Origin of the sequence: Streptomyces sp. NPDC058741 (assembly GCF_042746715.1) — a bacterium.
Classification (GTDB): domain Bacteria; phylum Actinomycetota; class Actinomycetes; order Streptomycetales; family Streptomycetaceae; genus Streptomyces.
Window position 1 is genome coordinate 137,293 of record NZ_JBHYQH010000004.1, and the last position, 23,442, is coordinate 160,734.

The following is a 23,442-nucleotide window of genomic DNA, read 5'->3' on the forward strand; positions in this document are numbered from 1 at the left end:
CTGGCCTGTCGCGCCCTCCCCCGCACCCCCGAGCGCGAGCCCCGGTGCCGGTGTCCGGCGGCTTCCCCGTGCGTCCTGGCCTGTCGCGCCCTCCCCCGCACTCCCGAGCGCGTTCCTCGTGTCCCTGTCGTCAGGGACGCCACAGTGGGTGGTTGTCGTTCGCCCAGGTGCGGCTCACCGAGCCCGTGCGCATGCCGCGGCGGGACTCCGGGTCCGCCAGGGCCATGCCGATGTGGCCGGCCAGGACGATGCCGAGGGTGAGGGCCAGCCAGTCGTGGACGAACGTCGCGCTGGTGCGCCACAGGAGCGGGGTGAGGTGGGTGAGCCACATCATCAGGCCCGTGCCGAGCAGCACCACGCTCGCTCCGGCGATCCACGCAGCGTAGAGCTTCTGGCCGGCGTTGAACTTGCCCGCGGGCCGGGACGCGGGGCGTCCGTCGCGGCGCAGGGCGGCGCGCAGCCAGGTGCGGTCGTGCGGCCCGAAGCGGTTGAGGCGGCCGAGGTCGGCCCGGAAGGCGCGGGAGGCCAGGCCCGCCAGGACGGGCGCGGGCAGGGCGAGTCCGGCCCAGACGTGCAGGGTGACGACCAGGGCGCGGCGGCCGACGAGTTCGGCGAGCTGCGGGACGTAGAGGCAGGCCGCCGTGGCGAGGCAGACGCCCATCAGGGCGGCCGTGGCGCGGTGGACCCGGCGCTGGACGCGGGTGAAGCGCCGGATCTCCGCCGGCGGTGACTCAACTCGTGGGGGCATCGTCCCGTCCGTTCGAGCGGCCGACCCAGGCGTCGACGTCGTAGCCGCGCCTCTCCCAGTAGCCCGGCCGGACCTCGTCGGTGACGGTGATGCCGGAGAGCCACTTGGCCGACTTGTAGAAGTACATGGGCGCCACGTAGAGGCGGACGGGGCCGCCGTGGGAGTGGCCGAGGTCCTGGTCCCGCATGCGCAGGGCGACGAGGACGTCGGCGCGGCGGGCCTGGTCGAGGGTGAGGCTCTCGGTGTACGCGCCGTCGAAGCAGGTGAAGCGGATGGCTCCGGCGGAGGGGCGCACCCCGGCGGCGTCCAGGAGGCGGGACAGGCGCACGCCCTCGAAGGGGGTGCCGGGGACGCGCCAGCCCGTGACGCACTGGACGTCGCGGACCAAGCGGGTCTGCGGGAGGGCCTTGAGGTCGGCCAGGGTGTAGGTGGTGGGGCGGTCTACGAGGCCGTCGACCGTGAGGCGGTAGGTGTCGGCGTTCTTGCGCGGCACCGACGAGGTGACCGAGTAGTAGCGGAAGCCGCCGCCGTTCGGGAGCAGTCCGGTCAGGCCGGTGGGGTCCTTGTCGGCGGCGCTGCCGAGGAAGCCCTCCAGGCCGCGCTGCAACGGGGGCGCGGCGGCCACGCCGAGTGCGCCCAGGGCGAGCGTGCCGAGGAAGACACGTCGGCCGACCGGGGTGCCGCGCTGCTCGGGGGGTTCGTCGTTCACACCCTCAGGTACGTCCGCGTTCACGGTTTCATTCGAACACCCGCGGTCCCCGGGGTACAGGGATCGCGGGTGCTCGTCAGAGTTCCGTAACCACTCGCGGCGCGGACGGGGTCAGGAGGACGCGGCCTTGTCCAGCTGGAACGCCTCGTTGCCGAGGCCGATCCGGGCGTGCTTCTCGGGGGCGCGGGCGCGCAGCACCAGGCCCAGGACCAGGCCGGCGAGGAGCGCCAGGCCGATGATGCCGGGCAGCGCCCAGCTCAGCGCGGAGCCGGGGCCGGCGCCGACCAGCACCTCGAAGTCCTTCACGGTGTAGCCGGCGATGACCAGCAGGGCGAGGCACGCGAGCGCGGAGGTGACCAGCCGCCAGGCCTGGGCCCGGACGGCGCCGCGGCGGACGAAGAAGACGACGACCGACAGGGAGGCCGCGGCCATCAGGACGATCACGCCGAGGGCGCCGACGTTGCCGAACCAGGTGAAGAGGTGCAGCACGGGCGCGGTCGGGTCGCCGGACGGCTTGTCGTCGGCGATCGCGAAGGCGGTCACGACCACGACGGCGACGGTGGTCTGGAGCAGTGAGCCGGTACCGGGGGCGCCGCTGCTGCCGCTGGTGCGGCCGAAGGCGGCGGGCAGCAGGCCCTCGCGGCCCATGGCGAAGGCGTAGCGGGCGACGACGTTGTGGAAGCTGAGCAGGGCGGCGAACATGCCGGTGACGAACAGGACGTGCAGGACGTCGGTGAAGGTGCCCCCGAGGCGGGACTCGGTGAGGAAGAACAGCAGGCCGGCGCTCTGCTTCTGCGCGGTGCCGACGATCGCGGCGGGACCGGTGGCGACGGTCAGGGCCCAGCTGCTCAGGGCGAAGAAGACGGCGACGCCGCCGACGGCCAGGAACATCACGCGCGGCACGAGCACGTGCGGGCGGCTGGTCTCCTCGGCGTAGACGGGCGCCTGCTCGAAGCCGAGGAACGCGGCGATGCAGAAGCACAGCGCGGTGCCCACGCCCGCGCCGGTGAGGGTGCCGGGGTCGAAGGCGTGCAGCGACAGGCCCTCGGAGCCGGGGTCGGCGAGGGCGGCGACGTCGAAGATCACGACGAGGAGCACCTCGATGACCAGCAGCACCCCGAGCACGCGCGCGTTGACGTCGATCTTCAGCCAGCCGAGCAGGCCGACGGCGACGGCGGCCGCCAGGGCCGGTATCCACCAGGCGACCTCGATGTCGGCGTAGGTGGCGAAGAGGCCGGAGACCTCGAAGCCGAGGATGCCGTAGATGCCGACCTGCAGGGCGTTGTAGGCGACGAGGGCGACCAGGGCGGCGCCGGCGCCGGCGGTGCCGCCGAGACCGCGGGAGATGTACGCGTAGAAGGCGCCCGCGTTGTGAACGTGGCGGCTCATCTCGGCGTAGCCGACGCTGAAGAGGATCAGGACGACGCCGAGGACGACGAAGAGCAGGGGCTGGCCGACGATGCCCATCACCGCGTATGTGGTGGGCATGACACCCGCGACCACCATCAGGGGCCCGGTCGCGGCAAGGACGGACAGGAGCAGTCCGCCGGTGCCGAGCCGGTCGGCGCGCAGGGCGCGCTCCTGCCCCTTGAACGTGCTGATGCCTCCGCCGGAGGCTGACGCGTTCGTGGTCGTCTTCGTGCTCGAACTGTCCGTGGTCATCGGGAGGGCGTCCTCACTGGTCGGGGCCGGGGGGGTCAGGCCGTGCCGAGCGCGCCGTCGCGGGCGGCGGCGAAGGCGGTGTGCGGGTCGCGGTCCGGGTACGACCAGGGCGCCGGGGTGGCGTACGGGCCGATCCGGTGGAACAGGGCGGCGGCCTCGGCGCCGCGCCCCTCGCAGAACTTGGCGTGCGCGAGGAAGTTCAGGTCGATCAGCCGCCGCGGGTGGCCCTCCAGCTCCCACTCCAGCCACCAGTCGAAGGCTGCCTTCATCACCTGACGGGCGCGGCGGCCGGTCCAGTGGCCCGAGGCGGCCGGGGCGGCGGGTTCGTGCCCGGCGGCGGCCAGCACGCGGTAGCGCTCGGCGTGGGCGATGACCGGCAGGATGGCGAGCGGGGAGTCGGCGGGGGCCTGTTCGGCGGCCCAGTTGGCGAAGTCGTAGACCTCGTGCAGGGGGTCGGGGCCGGCCTCGGTACGGCGTCCGGCGAGCCGGGCGACCATCAGGTGGTGGGCGTGGTGGTGGTCGGGGTACCGGCAGCGGACCTGCTCGAAGGCCCGGACGGCGTCCTGGTCGGTGCCGGCCGCGCACTCCAGCATGAGCAGCCCGAGCCAGGGGGTGGGGTCGGCCGGGACGAGGGCCGCGGCGTCCCGGCAGGCCTCACGGGCACGGGCCGGTCCGCCCTTGCCGCGCAGGGCGCGCCGGACCTCGGCGACCGCGAGCAGGACACGGGCGTCGGCGGACTCAGGCTCGGCCAGCAGCCACTCGCGCGCCCAGGCGGCGGTGTAGCGCTCGCGTGCGAGGACGGTGACGCGGTGGCCGCGCCGGTCCCAGTCGTCCCCGGTGTGCACCAGCAGGGAGCGGGCGTTCTGCCAGCGGCCCTGCGCCAGGGCGGCACGCGCGGCGACGAGCTCGGTGTCGTCGAGTGCCTCGTCGAAGGACTGCGCCGGACGTCTGCGGCCGCGGCCGAGGCGAGGCGGGGGTGGGGGCACCGCTGGTCTTCCTCACGCGCTGTTCTGGTGTTCCGGCTCACGGCGGTGGGGGCGCGGATGCGCAGTGCCATGAAATGATCACGGACAGCCAAACCCCCGCCAACGGTTCACGTCAAGGGCCACCCGGGCGTTACACGCGTCAACTGGCGTCATTCGTGAGGTTGCCGTGATGGAAGGGACCCAAGAGGAGCCTGTGAGCGGCGTCCGACTTTTCCCTTTCATCTCTGTGATGTACGTCATAGCGTGACCCGGAGGCACCCCCGACGATGGGCAGGACGTACGGGGCGCCGGGCGGAGCCGGCCGGTACAGTCGGCCCCTGCGCAACCGTGACCCGGCCTGACGATCGAGGTACACCGCGTGTCGGTCCCCGTTCTCGTGCTCGCCCTGAGTGCCGCCTGCTGTCTGGGCTTCGGATTCGTCCTCCAGCAGAACGCGGCCCGACGGGCTCCCCTGAGCGACTTCCTCTCCGTCCGGCTGCTGATCGACCTGGTGAAGGTGCCGCGCTGGCTCGGCGGCATCGCGCTGATGGTGGCCGGCATGGCGCTGGGCGCCGCCGCGCTCGGCCAGGGGGAGCTGTCCCTGGTGGAACCGCTGCTCGCGACGAACCTGCTCTTCGCGCTCGCCCTCTCCCGCAGACAGACCCGGCAGCCGCTGGGCCGCCAGGGCTGGGCGGGCCTGCTGCTGCTGGGCGGCGGGGTGACCGCGTTCATCGTGGCCGGTCAGCCGCAGGGCGGCGGCGCGACCGCCGGTCCGGTGCGGCAGTGGCTCATCATGGGCGCCATGATCGGGCTCGCCCTGCTGCTCACGGCCCGCGGCAAGCGCTCCCGGCTGAGCTCCGGCCCGGTGCTGCTGGCCCTGGCCGCCGGGCTGCTCTACGGCGTGCAGGACGCGCTGACCCGGGTGAGCGGGCAGACGTTCTCCGAGGGCGGCCTCACCGGGCTGCTCACCGGATGGCAGCCGTACGCCGTCGTCGCGCTCGGCGTGGCGGGGCTGGTCCTGGTGCAGAGCGCGTTCGAGACGGCGTCCCTGCGCGCGTCGCTGCCCGCCCTGACCGCGGCGCAGCCGCTCGCCGGGATCGTCTGCGGCGTCGGTTTCCTCGGCGACCGGCTGCGGACCGACACGATGGCCCTGGCCTGGGAGTCCGCCGGGCTCCTGGCCGTGGTCGCCGGCATCGTGCTGCTGGGCCTGCACCCGGCGATGCCGCAGGGATCGGCGACGCCCGTGCCGGCGGCGCGGCTGCGGACCCAGTGACCCCGGCGTCTCGCGGGCTGCTTGGATGAGGGCATGAGCGCCGCTGAGGAGATCCTCGACATCGTCGACGCCGACGACCGGGTCGTCGGGCAGGCCCCCCGGGGCGAGGTCTACGCCCGGGGCCTGAGGCACCGCTGCGTCTTCGTCCAGGCCCGGGACGCCGGGGGCCGGATCTTCGTGCACCGGCGGACCCCGGTCAAGCTGGTCTTCCCCTCCCTGTACGACATGTTCGTCGGCGGCGTGGTCGGCGCGGGCGAGTCCTACGACGAGGCGGCCCTGCGCGAGGCCGAGGAGGAACTGGGCGTGACCGGCCTGCCCCGGCCGCGGTACCTGTTCAAGTTCCTCTACGACGACGGCGCCGGGCGGAGCTGGTGGTCGGCGGTGTACGAGGTCCGCTGCGCGCTGCCCGTGCGGCCGCAGACCGAGGAGGTGGACTGGCACGACTTCCTGCCCGAGGACGAGGTGGAGCGGCGCCTCCGGGACTGGGAGTGGGTGCCCGACGGGCTGGCGGCGTACCGGCGGCTCAGGGCCTTCCGGCCGGCGGGCTGAGGACCGGGCGCGCCGGGCGGCCGGGTAGGGTCGCGCACGTGATCGAGTTCGTACGGAACCTCCGGTTGTGGTTCGCGCCCGGCGAGGTGCGGCGGGAGGGCGAGACGCCCGACTACCGGTTCTCGCTGGCGAACGAACGCACCTTCCTGGCCTGGCTGCGCACCTCCCTCGCCCTGGTCGGCGGCGGCTTCGCCGTGGACCAGTTCCTGCCGGACCTGCGCTGGGGCTGGCGGGTCGGACTGGCGCTCGCGCTGCTGGCCGCGGGCGTGCTGTGCTCCCTGCGGGCGGTCAACCACTGGCTGCGCTGCGAGCAGGCCATGCGCCGGGGCGAGGATCTGCCGGTGTCCCGGTTCCCGGCGCTGCTGAGCCTGGTCGTCGCCGTCGTGGCCGTCGCCATGGTTCTCGTGGTGCTCCTGGGATGGGAGGCGTGAGGGCCGCGGTGGGCCGGCGGCCGGACCCCGACCGCGACCCCGGGCTCCAGCCCGAGCGGACCCGGCTCGCCTGGCGGCGTACGACGCTGTCGGCCACGATCGTCGCGCTGCTGGCCGTGCGGGCGGCGCTGCAGGGCGGGGCGTCGGCGACCGGCATCCTCGCCTGCGCCCTGACCTGTGTCGTGTGGCTGGGCTTCCTGGGCGTGGCCCACCGCCGCATCCGTGCCCTGGCGGCCACGGCGAGCCCGGCCGGGCTCGCGCCCCGGCACGCCACGGCGGCGGTGCTGTGCGCGGTGGCCATGGCGGCGTGCGGGGCCGGCGTCGTGCTCTGACACGGAGCACCCGGGCGTCAGTCCCACGCGTCGAAGAGCATTCCGCCCAGGTGGTGACGCCGTGGGGGCGCACCCGGCGCCACTCGGCCCGGATCAGGACCGTGGTGTCGACCGTGGTGTCGACCTCGATGTGGAGCGGAAGCGTGAGCCGTGCGCGGTCGAGCACGGCGAACCCCTGATCGGTGAAGGCGCGGGCCCATGGGTGCGGTGCGAGGAACTCGTCGGTTCACCCGTCCCGGCGTTCCCGGGCGGACGCGATCCAGGGTGGTGGGCGTGGCACAGGACGACGTACTCGCCGCCCCCGACGTCGGTGACCGTGGTGTGGAAGGAACGGGGGCACGCCTGTTCCTCGACCTCGCGCGCCCGGCCCCGGGCGGCCCCGGCCGCCGCGTACAGCGCCGCCCGGAACGCCCGCGGGTCGGTCTCCGGCAGCGGCCCGTCCTCCGGCCGGAAGAAGCCCGTGGCGCCGCGCGGCAGGGTGAACGCCGCGTCCTGGTCTGCGGTCACGGGGGCATTCTGCCGGGGGTACCGCTGCCGGCGTCGCGGCGGTGCCCCCTACTCCGGTGCCTCTCCCTCGGCCTCCCAGTCCACCGTCACCACGATCTTGCCGCGGGTGCGGCCCTCCTGGTTCAGCCGGTGCGCGTCCGCCGCCCGCTCCAGCGGGAACGTCTCGTCGACGTGCACGCTCACCACGCCCTGTTCCGCGAGGCCGGCCAGCCGCTCCAGGTCCTCGGCGTCGGGGCGGACGAAGTAGTAGCGGCCGCCGTAGTTCACCACGCCGTTGTCGGCGATCGACACCAGGCGGCCCTCGGGGGCCAGGAGGTTCGCGGAGACCTTCAGCGCCTCCCCGCCGACCGTGTCGAACACCGCGTCCACGCCCTCCGGCGCCAGACCGCGCACGCGCTCGCCCAGGCCCTCGCCGTACGCCACCGGCTCCCCGCCGAGGCCCCGCACGAAGTCGTGGTTGCGCTCGCTCGCGGTGCCGATGACCCGGGCGCCGAGGTGGATGCCGAGCTGTACGGCGACCGAGCCGACGCCACCGGCCGCGGCGTGCACCAGGAGCGTCTCGCCCCGCCTCACCCGCAGCACCCTCGTCAGCACCTGGTAGGCGGTGAGCCCGACCAGCGGCAGCCCGGCCGCCTCCTCCCAGGAGAGGTTGCGCGGCTTGCGCGCGAGGGTGCGCACCGGCGCGGCCACGTACTCGGCGAACGTGCCGCGGGACAGGAAGTCCTCGCGGACGTAGCCGATGACCTCGTCCCCCACGTCGAACTCCGAGACGGCCACCCCGGGCCGCACGACCACGCCCGAGACGTCCCAGCCGGGCACCACGGGGAAGACCGGGGCGAGAACGGGGTCGAGGTAGCCCTCCCGGGCCTTCCAGTCGACGGGGTTCACGGCCGCCGCCCGCACCTTCACCAGCACGGCGTCCGGGCCGACCTTCGGATCGCGCACCTCCCCGAACGCCAGCACCTCGGGTCCGCCGTACCGTGAGTAGCTGATCGCCTTCATGGCTCCGACCCTCCGGGCTGCGGGTGCGGGGTGCAAGCCGGATGGCCTGAACGGAGCGGCCGGGCACTCCCCGGCGCCGCGCGGCCGGGACCGGCGGCCTATCGTGGCCCCGATCACGTTTCGGTCCCGCTCTGGACGACATACCGACCGGTCGGCATCATGAGTCGGGAACGGTTCACCTGCCCGGAGGAGTGACGCATGAGCACCGACCACCCGCCCGGACTCGATCTCGACCGGCTGCGCGGCCTGCTCGACCGGGAGCGGCCCGGCCTGGTCGGCGGCCCGCTGTCCGGCCGGCTGGTCGAGGGCGGACGGTCCAACCTCACCTACGCCGTCGCGGACGGCACCCACCGGTGGGTCGTGCGCCGGCCCCCGCTCGGACACGTCCTGGCCACCGCGCACGACATGAAGCGCGAGCACCGGGTGATCAGCGCCCTGCACCCGACCGCCGTGCCGGTGCCGCGGCCGGTGCTGCTGTGCGAGGACGAGGAGGTGCTCGGAGCGCCCTTCTACGTGATGGAGTTCGTCGAGGGCACCCCCTACCGCACCGCCGACCAGCTGCTGCCGCTCGGACCGGAGCGGACCCGGGGCGCGGTGCTGAACCTCGTCGACACACTGGTCGAGCTGCACGCCGTGGCCCCCGAGGCGGTGGGCCTCGCGGACTTCGGGCGGCCCGAGGGCTTCCTGGACCGGCAGCTGCGGCGCTGGGGCAAGCAGCTCGACGCCTCCCGCAACCGCGACCTGGACGGCATCGACGAACTGCACGCCGCCCTCGGGCGCGAGCTGCCCCGCTCCCCCGCACCGGCCGTCGTGCACGGCGACTACCGCCTGGACAACGTCCTCATCGGGGAGGACGACCGGATCGAGGCGATCCTCGACTGGGAGATGTCGACCCTCGGCGACCCGCTCACCGACCTCGGCCTGCTGGTGATGTACAGCATGCCGCTCGGCATGCCCGAGTCCCCCGTGTCCACGACCGCCGAGGCCCCCGGGCACCCGGCACCGTCCGAACTCATCGAGCGGTACGCCGCGCACTCGGGGCGCGACGTCTCCGCGGTCTCCTGGTACACGGCGTTCGCCTGGTTCAAGCTCGCCGTGATCCTCGAGGGCATCCACTACCGCTACACGCTGGGCCAGACGGTCGGACGCGGCTTCGACCGCATCGGCGACCTCGTGCCCGTCTTCGTCCGGCACGGGCTGACCACGCTCCACGAAGGCCTCCAGGAGGGCTGATCCGCATGGACTTCGCTTTCGACGCGCGCACCGAAGAGCTGCGCGCCAGGCTCCTCACCTTCATGGACGAGCACGTCTACCCCGCCGAGGCCGTCGCGCACGAGCAGCACGCCCTGCTCGACTCGCCGTGGGAGACCCCGGCGATCGTCGAGGAACTGAAGGCCGAGGCCCGCCGGCAGGGGCTGTGGAACCTCTTCCTGCCGGACTCCGCCTACGGGGCAGGGCTCACGAACCTGCAGTACGCGCCGCTCGCCGAGATCATGGGCCGCTCACCGCAGCTGGCGCCGACGGTGACGAACTGCGCCGCCCCCGACACCGGGAACATGGAGGTGCTCACCCAGTTCGGCGACGAGCAGCAGCGCAAGCAGTGGCTGGAGCCGCTGCTCGCGGGCGAGATCCGCTCGGCGTTCGCCATGACCGAGCCGGACGTGGCCTCCTCGGACGCCACCAACATCACCACGCACATCGAGCGGGACGGCGACGAGTACGTCATCACCGGCCGCAAGTGGTACATCTCCGGGGCGATGCACCCCGACTGCAGGATCTTCATCGTGATGGGCAAGACCGACCCCGACGGGGAGGACATCCGCCGCCAGCAGTCCATGGTGCTGGTCCCCCGGGACACCCCCGGCGTCACCGTCCGGCGCGCCATGCAGGTGTTCGGCTACGAGGACCACTTCCACGGCGGTCACGCCGAGGTCGTCTTCGACCACGCGCGCGTGCCGGTGTCGAACCTCGTCGGTGAGGAGGGCGGCGGTTTCGCCATCGCGCAGGCGCGGCTGGGCCCCGGGCGGATCCACCACTGCATGCGGCTGATCGGCATGGCCGAGCGGGCGATCGAGCTCATGTGCCGGCGGGCGGTGTCCCGGACGGCGTTCGGCAAGGCGCTGGGGCAGCAGGGCGTGGTGCACAACTGGATCGCCGACGCGCGGGTGACGGTGGAGCAGCTGCGGCTGCTGGTGCTGAAGACCGCGTGGCTGATGGACACGGTGGGCAACCGCGGGGCGCACACCGAGATCCAGGCGATCAAGATCGCCACGCCCCGGGCGGTGGTGGACATCCTCGACCGGGCGATCCAGCTGCACGGCGCGGGCGGGGTGAGCCAGGACTTCCCGCTGGCGGAGCTGTACGCGGGGGCGCGGACGCTGATGATCGCGGACGGGCCGGACGAGGTGCACCAGCGGTCGCTGGCGCGGCGGGAGCTGAAGCGGTACGTGTGAGCCGGGGCGGGGGCGACGGGGGCGGCCGCCCCCGTCGCCCGCGTTCAGGGACGCAGGGCGCGCAGCAGCAGGTCGGCCAGGTGGTCGGCGACCTGCTGGGGGCTGAGCGGGCCGTCCGGGCGGTACCAGGTGGACAGGTGGTGGACCGAGCCGAAGTGGTAGTCGACCACCAGGTCAGCCGGAGTGGCCCGGGAGAAGACGCCCGCCTCCTGGCCCTCCTCGATGAGCGCGCGGAAGCGCTCGTGGTAGCGCCGGCGCTCGGCTCGGACCTGCTTGTTCTTCTCGGGGCTCAGGTGGTGCATCGAGCGCCAGAAGATCATCGCGTCGTCGAGGTTGTCGATGGTGGTCACGACGACGTCAGCGGCGGCGGCCCGCAGCCGCTTCTCGACCGGCTCGTCGGCGCCCGCGACGGCGTCCAGCCGCTCCTGCTGGATGCGCAGCACGCGCGCGTACACCTCGTGCAGCAGATCGTCCTTGGAACCGAAGTAGTGGTACAGCGCGCCCTTGGTGACCCCGGCCGCCTCGACGATCTCCTGCACCGAGGTGCGGTCGTAGCCCTGCTCGGCGAAGAGCCGGGTGGCGGCGGCCAGGAGCCGCTGCGGGACGGGGGTGCCGTCCGAGTCCGTGGTCCTGGGCACTGCCGCCACCTGCCTTTCCGTTCTGCTGTCAGTTGCCCTGCGTGCGGGAACGCAGTTCCCGACGGAGGATCTTCCCACTGGCCGTCTTCGGCAAGTCCGGCAGGATCTCCACCTGGCGCGGGTACTTGTAGGCGGCCAGTCTCTCCACCCCGCTGGGCGTCGGTGAGCAGGGCGAGCCAGGGTTTGGCGGCGTAGCGGGACCCGGTCACCGGGTGGCCTCCCACTGCTGCTGGATGCGGTTCATGCCGGTCAGCCAGCGGTCGGGATCACCCGCCCGGGCCTGGTGGTACGCGGCGACCTCGGGGTGCGGCAGGATCAGGAACCGGTCGTCCTCGATGCCCTTGAGCAGCGCGTCCGCCACCGCCTCCGGCTCGATGGCGGTCGGCTGCAGCACCAGGTCGCCGGCGCTGCCGGTGGCGGCCAGCATGTCGGTGCGCACGCCCTGCGGGCAGATCGCGTGCACCTTCACGCCCCGGTGACGGTACGTCAGCGACAGCCACTCGGCGAAGGCGAGCGCCCCGTGCTTGCTGACGGCGTAGGGCGCGGCCCCGATCATGGTGAGCAGTCCGGCGGCGGACACGGTGGAGACGAAGCGTCCGCTGCCACGCTCCAGCCAGGCGGGGAGCAGGGCGTGGGCCGCGCGCACGTGGGCCATGACGTTCACGTCCCAGGAGGCGGCCCAGGCGTGCTCGTCCAGCGGCCCGTCGGCGGCGCCGCCCTCGAAGCCGACCCCGGCGTTGGCGCAGTAGACGTCGACGGTCCCGTCGAGCGCGTCGCGGGCTTCGGTGAGGATCGCGGAGGCGTCGCCGGGCACGGCCGTGCCCCCGACCTCGTCGGCGGTGCGCCTGGCCCGCTCGGCGTCCAGGTCGTTGACGACGACCCGGGCCCCCTCGGCGGCGAAGCGCCGGGCGAGCGCGGCTCCGATACCGCCCCCGGCGCCCGTGACAACGACCCCGGCTCCTTGAAAGGCTCCCACCATCGGTCTCCTCAGTCGCGGTGTGGCAATGGCGTCAGACTAACCGGTCGGTATGTTTCAAGGAAGAGGGTGGCGCAGCACCCTACGGGCGCGGGGAACCGCACGCCCAGCCCCATCCGAACGGCACACGACGGATCACGGAGGCCACCTCATGCACCCCTCCAGGCGAGGCTTACTGGCAACGGCCACAACGGCCGTCACCCTGCCCGCCATCACCGCGGCGACAGCAGAGCGCCACCGGAAGCCGCGCACCGGCTTCGAGAACCTCGCGGCGTCCGGCTACGAGGTCCTGCGCGGTCAGCGCGTCGGCGTGGTCACCAACGCCACCGGCGTCACCCGCGACGTCCGCCACATCGTCGACGTCATGCACGCGGACGACCGCGTCGACCTCACCGCCGTCTTCGGCCCCGAGCACGGCTTCCGCGGTACCGCGCAGGCGGGCGGCTCCGAGGGCCGCTACGACGACCCGGCGACCGGGCTGCCCGTCTACGACACGTACCTCAAGAGCGGCCGGCCGCTCGCGGACGTCTTCGCCGCCTCCGGTGTGGACACGGTCGTCTTCGACATCCAGGACGCCGGCGCACGCTTCTACACGTACATCTGGACCCTGTACGACTGCATGGAGGCCGCCGCGCTCGCCGGGAAGCGGTTCGTGGTCCTGGACCGGCCCAACCCGGTCACCGGCCGGGCGGCCCTCGGACCGGTCCTGCACCGGGAGTTCGCCTCGTTCGTCGGACGGCAGCCCGTCTCCCAGGCCCACGGGATGACCGTCGCGGAGCTGGCGCTGCTGTTCAACGGCGAGTTCCTGACGGAGCCGGTGCCGCTGGAGACGGTGGCGATGTCGGGCTGGCGGCGCTCGGACTTCTTCGACGCCTCCGGGCTGCCGTGGGTGCCGCCGAGCCCGAACATGCCGACGCCGGAGACGGCCCTGGTGTACGCGGGGACCTGCCTGTTCGAGGGCACGAACCTGTCGGAGGGGCGTGGCACGACCCGTCCCTTCGAACTGCTCGGCGCGGAGGGCCTCGGCGGGAGCTGGGCGGCCGGGGCGAACGCCCTCGGACTGCCCGGGGTGCGCTTCCGGGAGGCCTACTTCACGCCCACCTTCTCCACGTTCCAGGGGAAGACCGTGGGCGGGGTGCAGCTCCATGTGCACGACCGTGAGGTGTTCGACCCGGTGCGCACGGGGATCGCCCTGCTGGTGACGGCCAGGAAGGCGTGGAGCGGCTTCGCCTGGCGACCCGACCACTGGATCGACAAGCTCACCGGCTCCGCGCGGGTGCGCACGATGATCGACGCGGGTGCGGACACCGACGAGGTCGTGGCCGGGTGGCAGGAGGAACTGGCGGCGTTCCGCAGGATGCGGCGCGCCTATCTGCTCTACCGCTGACCGTCCCGGCGGCGGGAGGCCTGCGCCGCCCCGCCGCCGGACCGGCTCGCCGCGGTGCACGGCGCCGTGGCTCCAGGGCGCGGTCGTGTGGTCCTTCGCCTGCTTGTTGTTCCGGGAGACGTAGTAGTCCTGGTCCATGGAGCCGGGATGGGCGGGGGGCGGGGTGTGGTCGGCCGGGTTGGCCGCCGGGTCCCAGCCCCGCCACTCGTACGCCGACCGCGTCCAGGCCGGGAACTCGGCGTCGACGCCGCTCGCGCGGAACGGGTTGTCGCCGCTGTTGCAGTACGCGGTGTGCTCGGAGTCGGCGTAGAACCAGGTGAAGGTGAAGTTGATGTGCCGCACCGCCTTCTGGAACGCCTCGGGCCCCTCACGAACTCCGGGTCGTTCAGCATCTGCAAGCCGATGATGGAGTCGGCCTCGTGCGGGAAGGACGAGCGCAGGGTGGTGGAGGCGACCTTCTTGCCGCCGACCGTGGCGCGGTACCGGACGGGTCCGTACCGGGTGCGCCAGACCCGCATGGTGTACGAACCGGCCGCGGTGCCGTCGGCGACGGTGGGCTTCCAGGCGTTCTTCCGCTCGACCTTCTCCATAGGCGTGCAGGTCTTCTTGTCCCGGACGATCGTCACGTCGTCGTGCCCGGCGGGCCGGACGGTGGAGGCGACCCGGTCGGCGGGGACGCCGAAGGAGGCGTCGTCGAAGAAGGTGCTGATCTTGCCGTCGGTGAGGCCCGTGTACCCCGTGGCGAGGGCCGCGTAGGAGCCGAGCTGGTCCTCTGCGTGCTCGGGCCGGGTGCCGAAGGGCTGGTTGAGGAGGATCTGGGCGAGGGTGGCGTTGCCGTTCCGGCCCGGCGGGAGAACGTCCGAACACTGTTTCCCACAGCGGTCGTTCGCGGTGGCCGTGACCTGCGGGGTCCCTGTTTCCGAGGCGGCCGCCGGGGCAAGCGGCGACAAGAGACCTGCGATGAGGCGCATATCGAGGCGGTCTTCAGGAACCCGGGGATTCCGCGGGGAGTTCTCATTCCGCCGAGCACGTGACGTGGGGCGCGCCGGGGCATGGGGGCTCCTCCCGAGGGAGGTGGGCGGGACGTTACCGCCGCTGTCCCCGCAGTTGAAGATGAACAAGCGTCACTTCCCGGAGACGACGCAACAGGCTGACAGAAGCAGAGCAGTTGCGCGACGGGCCTCTCCGGGGGCTTATGGAGGCCATTTGAAATCGGATGGAGCCGATTCGCTTGTCGATACGTCTACTCGGCGACGTCCTTACGACGACGCCGAAGTAACCGGATTACAGGTGCAGGTGTGACGGAGGTGCAGGACGATGGCCGGTTTCCGGAGTCTGGCGAGACAGGTCCGAGATCCGCGGTGCGATCTGGCCTTGCGGCGGTATTCGCTGCGCAAGTGCCTCGAGCGGTTCGCCCCCTACGGGCACAGGGCGACCTGGGACCATCTGTGCTCCCGGGCGGGGTTCGGCCCCGAGGACCGCTCCCCCGATCCGGTGCGGCTCGTGGCCGCACTGGACGAGCTGGAGGAGGCGCGGGCCGTGTGGCTGGCCTACGAGGTCGAGTTCGCCGAGCGCCGTAAGAAGGAGAAGTACGACGGACTGCGCAGGCCGGGCAGTGTGGACGACTGGCACCGGCTGACCTGGGGTGGTTTCGGTGTGGCGTGGTGCGACGATCCGGCGGTCCATCCCCGTGGGCCGCTGGCCGAGGTGCTGCGCCGGCTGATCACCGCCCTGGAGCACCAGCCGGGCTCCGGGTGCCCGGTGTGCGGCGGGCACCAGCTCGTCTGGAGGTACGACCTGGACCACGAGCCGTCGGCGGGCCCGGTCTGCACGGACTGCGGGATCCTGGTTCCGCGTCCCGTGCTCACGTCCGAGGCGCTGGCGGACGCCAGGCGGGTGAGGATGCTGGTGTCGGCTTGACGGACGCGGGTGCGCGGGGGGTGCGCCGGGGACGCCGCACCCCCACTGGGAGGACCGTCCTGCACCATCGGGTCATGGTGCAGGTGTGTCTCAACGGTCCGCGGACGGCCGCCGACGGCACGGCGGTGCCGCTGACGCCGGAGACCCTCGCCGACTCGGCCGCCGCAGCGGTCACGGCCGGGGCGACGGACGTCCATGTCCATCCGAAGACGCCGTGCGGTCGGGACACGCTGTCCCCGCGGGTGCTCACGGAGACGCTGTCGGCGCTTCGCGCGCGGGTGACGGTGCCGGCCGGCGCCAGACGGCCCCCGGACGCCGGGCGGCCGGTAGCGAGACGCACACGCACGCGGCGGGGGGTGCCCGCCCGCAGCGGTCGGCGCGTCGACGAACAGTCAGCCGTGACGCAACCCCATCGCGCCGATCCGAGGACGGACACCCCCCGGCACGGCCCCGGCCCACCCCACACGAAGACATGCAAACCGCACCCCCACCGAACCAGCCGCGGGCCCCCTACCCCCGCCCCCGTTCGACCATCAGCCGCGACCCCGCCCGGCTCTCGCCGAAGACGTCCCCCGGGTTGGACAGGACGCAGGTGTCGAGGGAGAGGCAGCCGCAGCCGATGCAGTCGGTGAGGTGGTCGCGCAGACGGTTGAGCTGCTTGATGCGCTCGTCCAGTTCGGCACGCCACGCCTCCGACAGATGCGCCCAGTCCTCCCGGGTCGGCGTCCGCTCCTCCGGGAGCTGCGCCAGCGCCTCCCGGATCGTCGCCAGCGGGATGCCCACCCGCTGCGCCGCCCTGATGAACGCCACCCGCCGCAACGTGTCCCGCGAGTACCGCCGTTGATTACCGGAGGTGCGCCGGCTGCTGATCAGGCCCTTGGACTCGTAGAAATGCAGTGCGGACACCGCCGCCCCGCTGCGCGCCGACAGCTGTCCGACCGTGAGTTCATGGATCTTCTCTGAAATCTGGGGCACCCCTCGAACCCTACCCAGTGGCCGTTGACACAGCCCGCACGACCGACCATACTAAGCAGTTGCTTAGAGATGCGGCGCGAAGGCGCGGACCCCGTACACGAGAGGCCGGAACGACATGGCAGAGCCGAGGATCTTCACCTCCGTCGACGACCTGAAGTCGGCGATCGGCGAGCAGCTGGGCCACACCGACTGGCTCGAGATCGACCAGAAGCGGATCGACCTCTTCGCGGAGGCCACCGGTGACCACCAATGGATCCACGTGGACCCGGAGAAGGCCGCGCAGGGCCCCTTCGGCACGACCATCGCGCACGGGTACCTGACCCTGTCGCTGCTGCCCCTCTTCGGCCCCCAGCTGATCTCCGTCGAGGGCGTGCGGATGGGCGTCAACTACGGGACGAACAAGGTCCGTTTCCCCGCCCCCGTCCCCGTCGGCTCCCGTCTGCGGGCCACCGCGCAGATCACCGGCGTGGACGACGTCCCCGACGGCGTCCAGGTCAGCGTCGTCTTCACCGTGGAACGCGAGGGCGGCGACAAGCCCGTCTGCGTCGCCGAGTCCGTCGCGCGCTACTACTTCTGAGCCACGCCCCTGCTCGGGAGCCGGGCCCCTACTCGGGAGCCACGTCCCGCGAGGCCCCGGCCCCGCCCCCGGCCCCCACCATCCGCAGCACGAGGTCGGCGTACAGCGCGCCGACCTCCTCCGGCGTGCGGGGCCCGCCGACGTTGAACCACCGCGCCACGTCGATGCAGAGCGACAGCACGGCCAGCGTCGTCCCGTGCACGTCGATGACGTCGAAGTCGCCCGACCGCACGCCCTCCTCGATGATGCCGCGCACCTCCGCGTCGACCTGGCGCCGCAGTCCGAGGATCTCGGCCCGCGCGTCGGGGCCGAGCGAGTCGAGCTCGTACTGCACCACCCGCGCGGTCGTCCGTCCGCCCGCGTGCCAGCGGACGAAGGAGCTCACCGCGTCGGCGAGCCGCTCGGTCGGGGTGCCCTCGCGCCGGGACGCCGTCCGCAGGATCTCCAGGGCCTTCTCGTGCCCGATCCTGCTGATGCGGTGCAGCAGCTCTTCCTTGGTCTTGTAGTGGATGTAGAGCGCGGCCGGGCTCATCCCTGCGCGGCCCGCGATGTCACGGGTCGTCGTGGCGTGGTAGCCACGCTCGGCGAAGGCCTCCACCGCGGCGATCAGCAGCCGCCGCGCCGCGTCGGGCGTGACCTCGCCCCACGCCTGCGCCTCGCCGCCGGCCGTCTCCTCCGCCGTACTCATCACGCGCCCCTCTCCACTGGCAGGGGCACCACCATACCGCCGAAGGTGAGCGAGCGCTTAGCGAGGCCGCTCGTCCCCGTCCACTCAGTGCTTGTCGAAGGGGGCGTAGGAGGGCGCCGCCGCCCCCGGACCCTCCTGCCGGTCCCGGATGACCTTGGCCAGGGTGAAGGAGGAGGTGACCAGGTACAGGACGGCGACGGCGAGGAAGCCCCGCACCCAGGCGTCGGCGCTCAGCCGGTAGATGCCGATGGCGGTCGCCGCCATGGCGACGGCGAAGGAGGCGACGGCCTGGCCGTAGAAGGCGGCCGTGTTCTGCTGCTTGCCCGGTGTCTCACTCATGGGCCCCAGCTTCGACGGGCGTGGCCCGCACCACATCCGCCGAGATACTCAGCCGCGTACTCAGAAAGGAGGCCCGGCGCCGCGCCCCCCGCGTCAGAACGCCGAAAATCCCGTCAGTGCCCGCCCGATGACCAGCTTCTGGATCTGACTCGTGCCCTCGTAGAGGGTCATCACGCGGGCGTCGCGCAGCAGTTTGCCCGCCGGGTACTCGTCGATGTAGCCGTAGCCGCCGAACACCTGCAGCGCGTTGTTCGCGGCGCGCACGGCCGCCTCCGAGGCGAACAGCTTGGCCTTGGAGGACTCCACGGCGAACGGCCGCCCCCGGTCGACGAGGTCCGCGACCCGCCAGGTCAGCAGCCGGGCGGCGTCGACGTCCACGGCGATGTCGCTGATCAGTTCCTGGACCAGCTGGTGCCCGGCGATGGCCTTGCCGAACTGCTCGCGCTCCCCCGCGTACCGCACCGCCGCGTCCAGGGCGGCCTGGGCTATGCCGACGCAGCCCGCGGCGACCGACATCCGGCCCTTGGCGAGGGCGGACATGGCGATCGAGAACCCCTTCCCCTCCTCCCCGAGCAGCGCGGAGGCCGGCACACGGACGCCTTCGAGGACCAGCTCGGCCGTGGCCTGGCCGCGCAGCCCGAGCTTGCCGTGGATGGTGCGGCGGGTCAGGCCGGGGGTGTCGGTGGGGACGAGGAAGGCGGAGACGCCCTTGTGCCCGGGGGCGTCCGTCGAGCGGGCGAAGAGCAGGACGACGTCGGCCCAGGTGCCGTTGGTGATGAAGATCTTGGTGCCGTCGAGAACGTAGTCGCCGCCGTCCCGCACCGCCCGCGTCGCGAGGCCGCCCGCGTCCGAGCCGGTGCCGGGCTCGGTGAGGCCGAAGCAGCCGACCGACTCGCCGGACGTCAGCCCCGGCAGCCACCGCCGCTTCTGCTCCTCGCTCCCCCAGGCGGCGAGGGTCTTGGCGACGAGTCCGAGCGAGACCGAGACGATCCCGCGCACGGACGAGTCGCCCCGGCCCAGCTCCTCGGTGACCAGGCAGTACGCGAGATGGTCACCGCCGCAGCCGCCGTACTCCTCGCCGATCGTCAGGCCCAGGAAGCCGACCTCGCCGAGCTTCCTCACGATCGACCGGTCGACCTCCTCGGCCCGGTCCCAGGCGACGGCGTGCGGGGCGATCTCACGCTCCACGAAGTCACGGGCGAGCTGTCGGACGGCGGTCTGCTCCTCGCTGAGCTCCAGGTTCACCACGGGCACCCCACTTGGAAGCGGTACATTTAAATTAGCACTGCTAGTTTCTGTTGGCAGCCCTACTATGTGCGCCATGGCCCGACCGCGCAAGCCCCTGCTCAGCACCGACCGGATCGTCGAGACGGCCCGCGCGCTCGTGGACGCGGAGGGCCTGGCGGCCGTCTCCACGCGCCGGCTCGCCGCCGAACTGGGGGTCAGCGGGCCCTCGCTGTACAACCACTTCCGCACCAAGGACGAGATCCTGGAGGCGGTCGCCGACTCGGTGAGCGGCCAGGTGGACCTGTCGATGTTCCAGGACGGCCGGGACTGGCGGACCGCGCTGCACGACTGGGCCGTCTCCTACCGGGCCGCGCTGCGCGACCACCCGAACATCGTCCCGGTGCTGGCCTCGGGGCCGGGCCGCCGCCCGGCGGGACTGCGCCTCGCGGACGCCGTCTACGGCGCGATGGTCGAGGCGGGCTGGCCACCGGCGCAGGCCACCTCCATCGGCGCGCTGATGCGGTACTTCGTGATGGGCTCCGCGCTGGGCTCCTTCGCCGGGGGCTTCGTGGACGACGCGAGCGCCTACGACCCCGCCGACTACCCGCACCTGCAGCAGGCCCACCTGCTGGCCGAGCAGCAGGAGAAGATCGACGAGCGGGCCTTCGAGACCGGTCTGACGGCCCTGCTGGACGGTCTGGCCCGGCAGTACGAGCAGGTGCGGCGGACCGCGTAGGGGCGGGCGACGGGACACTTCGGCCGGACAGTTCGGCACGGAAACCCTGGCACGAACACTTCGGTGCGGGCCGAACGGTCCGTGTTCCATGCTGGGGGCATGACGACGAAGGACCCCCGGGCAGGCGCGCTGGCCCGGCTCGCCGCGCTGCTGGCCGACGAGACCCGGGCGACGTGCCTGCTGGCGCTGCTCGACGGGCGGGCCTGGACCGCCGGCGAGCTGACGCGGCACGCGGGGGTCGCCGCGTCCACGCTCAGCGAGCACCTGGGCAGGCTCGTCGCGGGCGGGCTGCTCGCCGAGGAGCGGCAGGGCCGGCACCGGTACGTCCGGCTGGCCGACGCACGGGTCGCGCAGCTGGTCGAGGAGCTGGCCGCGCAGGTCGCACCGGACAGCACCGTACGGCCGCGGAGCCTGCGGGAGTCGAGCGCCGGTTCGGCGATGGCCCGGGGCCGCACCTGCTACGACCATCTCGCCGGGCGGCTCGGGATCACCGTCACGGACGCGCTGACGGCCCGCGGACTGCTGCGGCAGGAGAACGGGTTCGCGCTCACCGGCGCGGGGCTCGCCTGGTTCGAGGCGGCCGGTATCGGCCTCGACCGGCGGGGGCGGCGTCCCCTCGCCCGGGCCTGCCTGGACTGGACCGAACGACGGCCGCATCTCGCGGGCGTGGCGGGCGCGGCCCTGTGCCGGCACGCCCTGGAGACGGGGTGGTGCGTGCGCGTCGGCTCCGAACGGGCGGTGAAGGTGACGGCGGCCGGTGAACGGGCCCTGTTCGAGCTGCTGGGCGTCGAGGCCGCCGCCCTGCGCCAGGGGCTCTCGCGAGCCACCCCGTCCGAAATCCGCGAGCCTCCGGCCCCTCCTTACTCCTAGCCTCAGGAACATGATGAACAACCCCCCGAACGCGTCGGCCCGTCGGGCCGACCTGACGGCCGCCGCCGCGGCCGCGGTCACCGTCGTGCTGTGGGCGTCCGCCTTCGTCTCGATCCGCAGCGCGGGTGACGCCTACTCGCCGGGCGCGCTGGCGCTCGGACGGCTGCTGGCGGGCGCCCTCACCCTGGGGGCGATCTGCCTGGTGCGGCGGGAGACGTGGCCGCCGCGCTCCGCCTGGCGGGGGATCGCGGTGTCGGGCGTGCTGTGGTTCGGCTTCTACATGGTCGCCCTGAACTGGGGCGAGCAGCAGGTCGACGCCGGTACGGCCGCCCTGGTGGTCAACACCGGGCCGATCCTGATCGCGCTGCTCGGGGCCCGGCTGCTCGGCGACCCGATGCCGCCGCGGCTGCTGGCAGGGATGGCGGTGTCGTTCGCCGGGGCGGTCACCGTGGGGCTGTCGATGTCAGGCGAGGGCGGTTCCTCGGTGCTCGGCGTGGTGCTGTGCCTGCTGGCGGCGATCGCGTACGCCGGTGGCGTGGTGGCCCAGAAGCCGGCGCTGGGCTCGGCGAGTCCGCTGCAGGTGACGACGTTCGGCTGCCTGGTGGGCGCGGTGGTGTGTCTGCCGTTCGCGGGGCAGCTGGTCCAGGAGGCAGCGAAGGCCCCGGCCTCCGCCACGCTCAACATGGTCTACCTGGGCGTCTTCCCGACCGCCCTGGCCTTCACGACCTGGGCCTACGCCCTGTCCCGGACGACCGCGAGCCGGATGGGCGCGACGACGTACGCGGCGCCCGCGCTGGTCGTCCTGATGTCCTGGCTGTTCCTCGGGGAGGTGCCGGGGCTGCTCACGCTGGTCGGCGGGGCGCTGTGCCTGGCGGGCGTGGCGGTGTCCCGGTCGCGCTCGCGGGCGGCGGCCCGGGCGGGGGTTCCGGGAGCGGTTCCGGAACCCCGGCCCGAGCGGGCCCCGGACTCAGCTCGCTGACCCGGTCTCCTCCGTCCTGACCTCGGGCGCGGCCTCCCGCTGAGCCGCCCGCGCCCGGCCCGCGAGGACCTTGATCGACAGCAGGGCGATCACCGAGAGCCCGATGATGTAGCCGGACACGGCCATCGAGGTGCCGGTCGCCTCCAGCAGCAGCACCATGACGAAGGGCGCGAGCCCGCCGCCCGCGACGGCCGCGATCTGGTAGCCGAGGGAGGCGCCGGTGTAGCGCATCTCGGGCGTGAACAGCTCGGCGAACAGCGCCGCCTGTGGGCCGTACATGATGCTCAGGAAGCAGCTGGCGACGAAGGTGCCGACGGCGAGCCACAGCAGCGAGCCCGTGTCGATCAGCAGGAAGAGCGGCACGGCCCACAGGGCGATGCCGGCCGCGCCGAGCCCGTAGATCCGGATGCGGCCGATGCGGTCGGAGAGCGCGGCGGCGGCCGGGATCAGCACGAGCTGGGTGAGGCTGACGCAGAGCGAGACCAGCAGGACCGGGCCCTTCTCCATGTCCAGCTCACGGGTCGTGTAGTCGAGGACGCCGGTGATGAGGATGTAGAAGGTCGCGGTGTTCACGGCGAAGGAGCCGCCGGCCAGCAGGACCGTGCCGAGGTGGCCGCGCAGGATGGTGCGCAGCGGGGAGCCCTGCTCGGACTTCTCCTTCTCGGTGAGGGCGCGTTCGGCCTCCCGGAACGCCGGGGTCTCCTCGACGCGGGTGTGGATGTACCAGGCGAGGCCGAGGACGAGCAGGCCGACCAGGAACGGCACGCGCCAGCCCCAGGACGCGAACGCCGAGTCGCTGGTGAGCGCCCCGGCCGCGAGGAAGACGCTGTTGGCGGTGACGACGCCGATGGGGACGCCGAGCTGGACGACGCTGCCGTAGACGCCGCGCTTGCCCTCCGGGGCGTACTCGGTGGCCAGGAGCATCGCGCCGCCCCACTGCGCGCCGACCGCGACGCCCTGGGCGACGCGCAGCAGGACGAGCAGGATCGGGGCGGCGACGCCGATCGTGTCGTAGGTCGGCAACAGGCCGATGCCGGTGGTGGCGACGCCCATGAGCGTGAGGGCGAGGACCAGCATCGGTTTGCGGCCGCGCTTGTCGCCGAGGTGTCCGGCGACGATGCCGCCGAGCGGCCGGGCGAGGAAGCCGACGGCGAAGGTGGCGAAGGAGGCCAGGACGCCGGCGGTGGAGCTTCCCGCGGGGAAGTAGAGGTCGCCGAGGACGAGTGCGGCGGCGATGCCGAAGACGAAGTAGTCGTACCACTCGACGGCGGAGGCGAGCGCCGCCGCGGTGGCGACCCTGCGGCGGTTGCCGTCGGCGGGCGGGGTGGTGACGGGCTGAGCGGAAGGTGCCGTGTCCATGCGGTGCACGCTCCGGGGGGTGCGGGGACGGAACGGGGGGTGGCTCGGGTTCCGGGGAACGTACTGACCGGACGGTATGGACGTCAACGGGTCGTGCACCAGGACTTTCTGCCTGTACGTGGCATGCAGTGGGCGGCCGG

General features: G+C 73.0%; 25 protein-coding genes and 2 pseudogenes. 13 read left to right on the forward strand and 14 right to left on the reverse strand.

Annotated features, from left to right (window positions below; all coding sequences use genetic code 11):
• Positions 1–130: 130 nt before the first annotated feature.
• The 4 genes from ACFW6P_RS04785 to ACFW6P_RS04800 form a co-directional block, all read right to left on the reverse strand.
• On the reverse strand, positions 131–748 hold the full coding sequence (locus ACFW6P_RS04785) for a cytochrome b/b6 domain-containing protein (protein WP_386350654.1): 618 nt from the start codon (positions 746–748) through the stop codon (positions 131–133).
• Positions 732–1,457, reverse strand: a complete 726-nt coding sequence (locus ACFW6P_RS04790) for a molybdopterin-dependent oxidoreductase (protein WP_386350651.1) — start codon at positions 1,455–1,457, stop codon at positions 732–734. Before ACFW6P_RS04790 ends, ACFW6P_RS04785 begins: the two co-directional genes overlap by 17 nt.
• Positions 1,458–1,568: 111 nt before the next feature.
• A complete protein-coding gene (locus ACFW6P_RS04795; protein WP_386350649.1) occupies positions 1,569–3,119 on the reverse strand; it encodes an APC family permease in 1,551 nt (516 codons plus the stop codon).
• Between the two features lie 35 nt (positions 3,120–3,154).
• Positions 3,155–4,105, reverse strand: coding sequence for a hypothetical protein (locus ACFW6P_RS04800; RefSeq protein WP_386350646.1), 951 nt, complete (start codon positions 4,103–4,105; stop codon positions 3,155–3,157).
• Positions 4,106–4,463: 358 nt separating this feature from the next.
• Between ACFW6P_RS04800 and ACFW6P_RS04805 the strand changes: the two genes are divergently transcribed.
• From ACFW6P_RS04805 to ACFW6P_RS04820, 4 genes are read left to right on the forward strand one after another with little or no spacing between them, the layout of a single operon-like run.
• Positions 4,464–5,357 (forward strand): DMT family transporter, encoded by an 894-nt coding sequence (locus tag ACFW6P_RS04805; RefSeq protein WP_386422939.1) that lies wholly within the window; start codon positions 4,464–4,466, stop codon positions 5,355–5,357.
• 33 nt (positions 5,358–5,390) lie between these two features.
• Complete coding sequence (locus ACFW6P_RS04810) at positions 5,391–5,906, forward strand: NUDIX domain-containing protein (RefSeq protein ID WP_386350642.1); 516 nt, start codon at positions 5,391–5,393, stop codon at positions 5,904–5,906.
• 38 nt (positions 5,907–5,944) lie between these two features.
• On the forward strand, positions 5,945–6,337 hold the full coding sequence (locus tag ACFW6P_RS04815; protein WP_386350639.1) for a YidH family protein: 393 nt from the start codon (positions 5,945–5,947) through the stop codon (positions 6,335–6,337).
• Positions 6,334–6,669 carry a DUF202 domain-containing protein gene (locus ACFW6P_RS04820; protein ID WP_386350636.1) on the forward strand — a complete coding sequence of 112 codons (336 nt, stop codon included), beginning with the start codon at positions 6,334–6,336 and terminating at the stop codon, positions 6,667–6,669. Before ACFW6P_RS04815 ends, ACFW6P_RS04820 begins: the two co-directional genes overlap by 4 nt.
• Positions 6,670–6,762: 93 nt before the next feature.
• Here the strand turns inward: ACFW6P_RS04820 and ACFW6P_RS04825 are convergent, their stop codons facing one another.
• Both ACFW6P_RS04825 and ACFW6P_RS04830 read right to left on the reverse strand, forming a co-directional pair.
• Positions 6,763–7,176, reverse strand: a complete 414-nt coding sequence (locus ACFW6P_RS04825) for a hypothetical protein (protein ID WP_386350633.1) — start codon at positions 7,174–7,176, stop codon at positions 6,763–6,765.
• A gap of 48 nt (positions 7,177–7,224) precedes the next feature.
• The gene (locus tag ACFW6P_RS04830) at positions 7,225–8,178 is read right to left on the reverse strand and encodes an NADP-dependent oxidoreductase (protein WP_386350630.1); all 954 of its coding nucleotides are present in this window, start codon (positions 8,176–8,178) and stop codon (positions 7,225–7,227) included.
• A 198-nt stretch (positions 8,179–8,376) separates the two neighbouring features.
• Here ACFW6P_RS04830 and ACFW6P_RS04835 point away from each other — a divergent pair, with 198 nt between their 5' ends.
• Together ACFW6P_RS04835 and ACFW6P_RS04840 are read left to right on the forward strand one after the other, a co-directional pair.
• Complete coding sequence (locus tag ACFW6P_RS04835) at positions 8,377–9,411, forward strand: phosphotransferase family protein (protein ID WP_386350627.1); 1,035 nt, start codon at positions 8,377–8,379, stop codon at positions 9,409–9,411.
• Positions 9,412–9,416: 5 nt separating this feature from the next.
• Positions 9,417–10,631: an acyl-CoA dehydrogenase family protein gene (locus ACFW6P_RS04840; protein WP_386422940.1), complete on the forward strand. Its 1,215-nt coding sequence runs from the start codon at positions 9,417–9,419 to the stop codon at positions 10,629–10,631.
• Positions 10,632–10,675: 44 nt separating this feature from the next.
• Here the strand turns inward: ACFW6P_RS04840 and ACFW6P_RS04845 are convergent, their stop codons facing one another.
• Together ACFW6P_RS04845 and ACFW6P_RS04850 are read right to left on the reverse strand one after the other, a co-directional pair.
• Positions 10,676–11,269, reverse strand: coding sequence for a TetR/AcrR family transcriptional regulator (locus tag ACFW6P_RS04845; protein WP_386350623.1), 594 nt, complete (start codon positions 11,267–11,269; stop codon positions 10,676–10,678).
• A 205-nt stretch (positions 11,270–11,474) separates the two neighbouring features.
• Positions 11,475–12,248, reverse strand: a complete 774-nt coding sequence (locus tag ACFW6P_RS04850; RefSeq protein ID WP_386422941.1) for an SDR family oxidoreductase — start codon at positions 12,246–12,248, stop codon at positions 11,475–11,477.
• Between the two features lie 148 nt (positions 12,249–12,396).
• Here ACFW6P_RS04850 and ACFW6P_RS04855 point away from each other — a divergent pair, with 148 nt between their 5' ends.
• Positions 12,397–13,632, forward strand: a complete 1,236-nt coding sequence (locus ACFW6P_RS04855; protein WP_386422943.1) for an exo-beta-N-acetylmuramidase NamZ domain-containing protein — start codon at positions 12,397–12,399, stop codon at positions 13,630–13,632.
• A gap of 48 nt (positions 13,633–13,680) precedes the next feature.
• Here the strand turns inward: ACFW6P_RS04855 and ACFW6P_RS04860 are convergent.
• Positions 13,681–14,686, reverse strand: a pseudogene (locus ACFW6P_RS04860) (hypothetical protein); the annotation flags it as partial.
• A 263-nt stretch (positions 14,687–14,949) separates the two neighbouring features.
• Between ACFW6P_RS04860 and ACFW6P_RS04865 the strand changes: the two are divergent.
• On the forward strand, positions 14,950–15,552 hold the full coding sequence (locus ACFW6P_RS04865) for a hypothetical protein (RefSeq protein ID WP_386350611.1): 603 nt from the start codon (positions 14,950–14,952) through the stop codon (positions 15,550–15,552).
• Between the two features lie 74 nt (positions 15,553–15,626).
• Positions 15,627–15,902 (forward strand): annotated as a pseudogene (locus ACFW6P_RS04870) (3-keto-5-aminohexanoate cleavage protein); the annotation flags it as partial.
• 160 nt (positions 15,903–16,062) lie between these two features.
• Here ACFW6P_RS04870 and soxR read toward each other — a convergent pair.
• Positions 16,063–16,527, reverse strand: coding sequence for a redox-sensitive transcriptional activator SoxR (soxR, locus tag ACFW6P_RS04875; protein WP_386350608.1), 465 nt, complete (start codon positions 16,525–16,527; stop codon positions 16,063–16,065).
• 115 nt (positions 16,528–16,642) lie between these two features.
• Here soxR and ACFW6P_RS04880 point away from each other — a divergent pair, with 115 nt between their 5' ends.
• Positions 16,643–17,104, forward strand: coding sequence for a MaoC family dehydratase (locus tag ACFW6P_RS04880; protein WP_386422944.1), 462 nt, complete (start codon positions 16,643–16,645; stop codon positions 17,102–17,104).
• Between the two features lie 28 nt (positions 17,105–17,132).
• Here ACFW6P_RS04880 and ACFW6P_RS04885 read toward each other — a convergent pair whose 3' ends face one another.
• The 3 genes from ACFW6P_RS04885 to ACFW6P_RS04895 all read right to left on the reverse strand — a co-directional run bounded on the left by ACFW6P_RS04885 (position 17,133) and on the right by ACFW6P_RS04895 (position 19,376).
• Entirely contained in the window at positions 17,133–17,792 is a 660-nt protein-coding gene (locus ACFW6P_RS04885) for a TetR/AcrR family transcriptional regulator (protein ID WP_386422946.1), read from the reverse strand.
• Positions 17,793–17,876: 84 nt separating this feature from the next.
• Positions 17,877–18,131 carry a YiaA/YiaB family inner membrane protein gene (locus tag ACFW6P_RS04890; protein ID WP_386350600.1) on the reverse strand — a complete coding sequence of 85 codons (255 nt, stop codon included), beginning with the start codon at positions 18,129–18,131 and terminating at the stop codon, positions 17,877–17,879.
• 93 nt (positions 18,132–18,224) lie between these two features.
• The gene (locus ACFW6P_RS04895; protein WP_386422947.1) at positions 18,225–19,376 is read right to left on the reverse strand and encodes an acyl-CoA dehydrogenase family protein; all 1,152 of its coding nucleotides are present in this window, start codon (positions 19,374–19,376) and stop codon (positions 18,225–18,227) included.
• 76 nt (positions 19,377–19,452) lie between these two features.
• Here ACFW6P_RS04895 and ACFW6P_RS04900 point away from each other — a divergent pair, with 76 nt between their 5' ends.
• The 3 genes from ACFW6P_RS04900 (at position 19,453) to ACFW6P_RS04910 (ending at position 21,943) form a co-directional block, all read left to right on the forward strand.
• Positions 19,453–20,094: a TetR/AcrR family transcriptional regulator gene (locus ACFW6P_RS04900; RefSeq protein ID WP_386350594.1), complete on the forward strand. Its 642-nt coding sequence runs from the start codon at positions 19,453–19,455 to the stop codon at positions 20,092–20,094.
• Positions 20,095–20,193: 99 nt separating this feature from the next.
• Positions 20,194–20,964, forward strand: a complete 771-nt coding sequence (locus tag ACFW6P_RS04905) for an ArsR/SmtB family transcription factor (RefSeq protein WP_386350591.1) — start codon at positions 20,194–20,196, stop codon at positions 20,962–20,964.
• Between the two features lie 10 nt (positions 20,965–20,974).
• Positions 20,975–21,943 carry a DMT family transporter gene (locus ACFW6P_RS04910; protein WP_386350589.1) on the forward strand — a complete coding sequence of 323 codons (969 nt, stop codon included), beginning with the start codon at positions 20,975–20,977 and terminating at the stop codon, positions 21,941–21,943.
• Here ACFW6P_RS04910 and ACFW6P_RS04915 read toward each other — a convergent pair.
• Positions 21,932–23,302 carry an MFS transporter gene (locus tag ACFW6P_RS04915; RefSeq protein WP_386350586.1) on the reverse strand — a complete coding sequence of 457 codons (1,371 nt, stop codon included), beginning with the start codon at positions 23,300–23,302 and terminating at the stop codon, positions 21,932–21,934. The genes ACFW6P_RS04910 and ACFW6P_RS04915 overlap by 12 nt on opposite strands.
• Positions 23,303–23,442 lie beyond the last annotated feature (140 nt).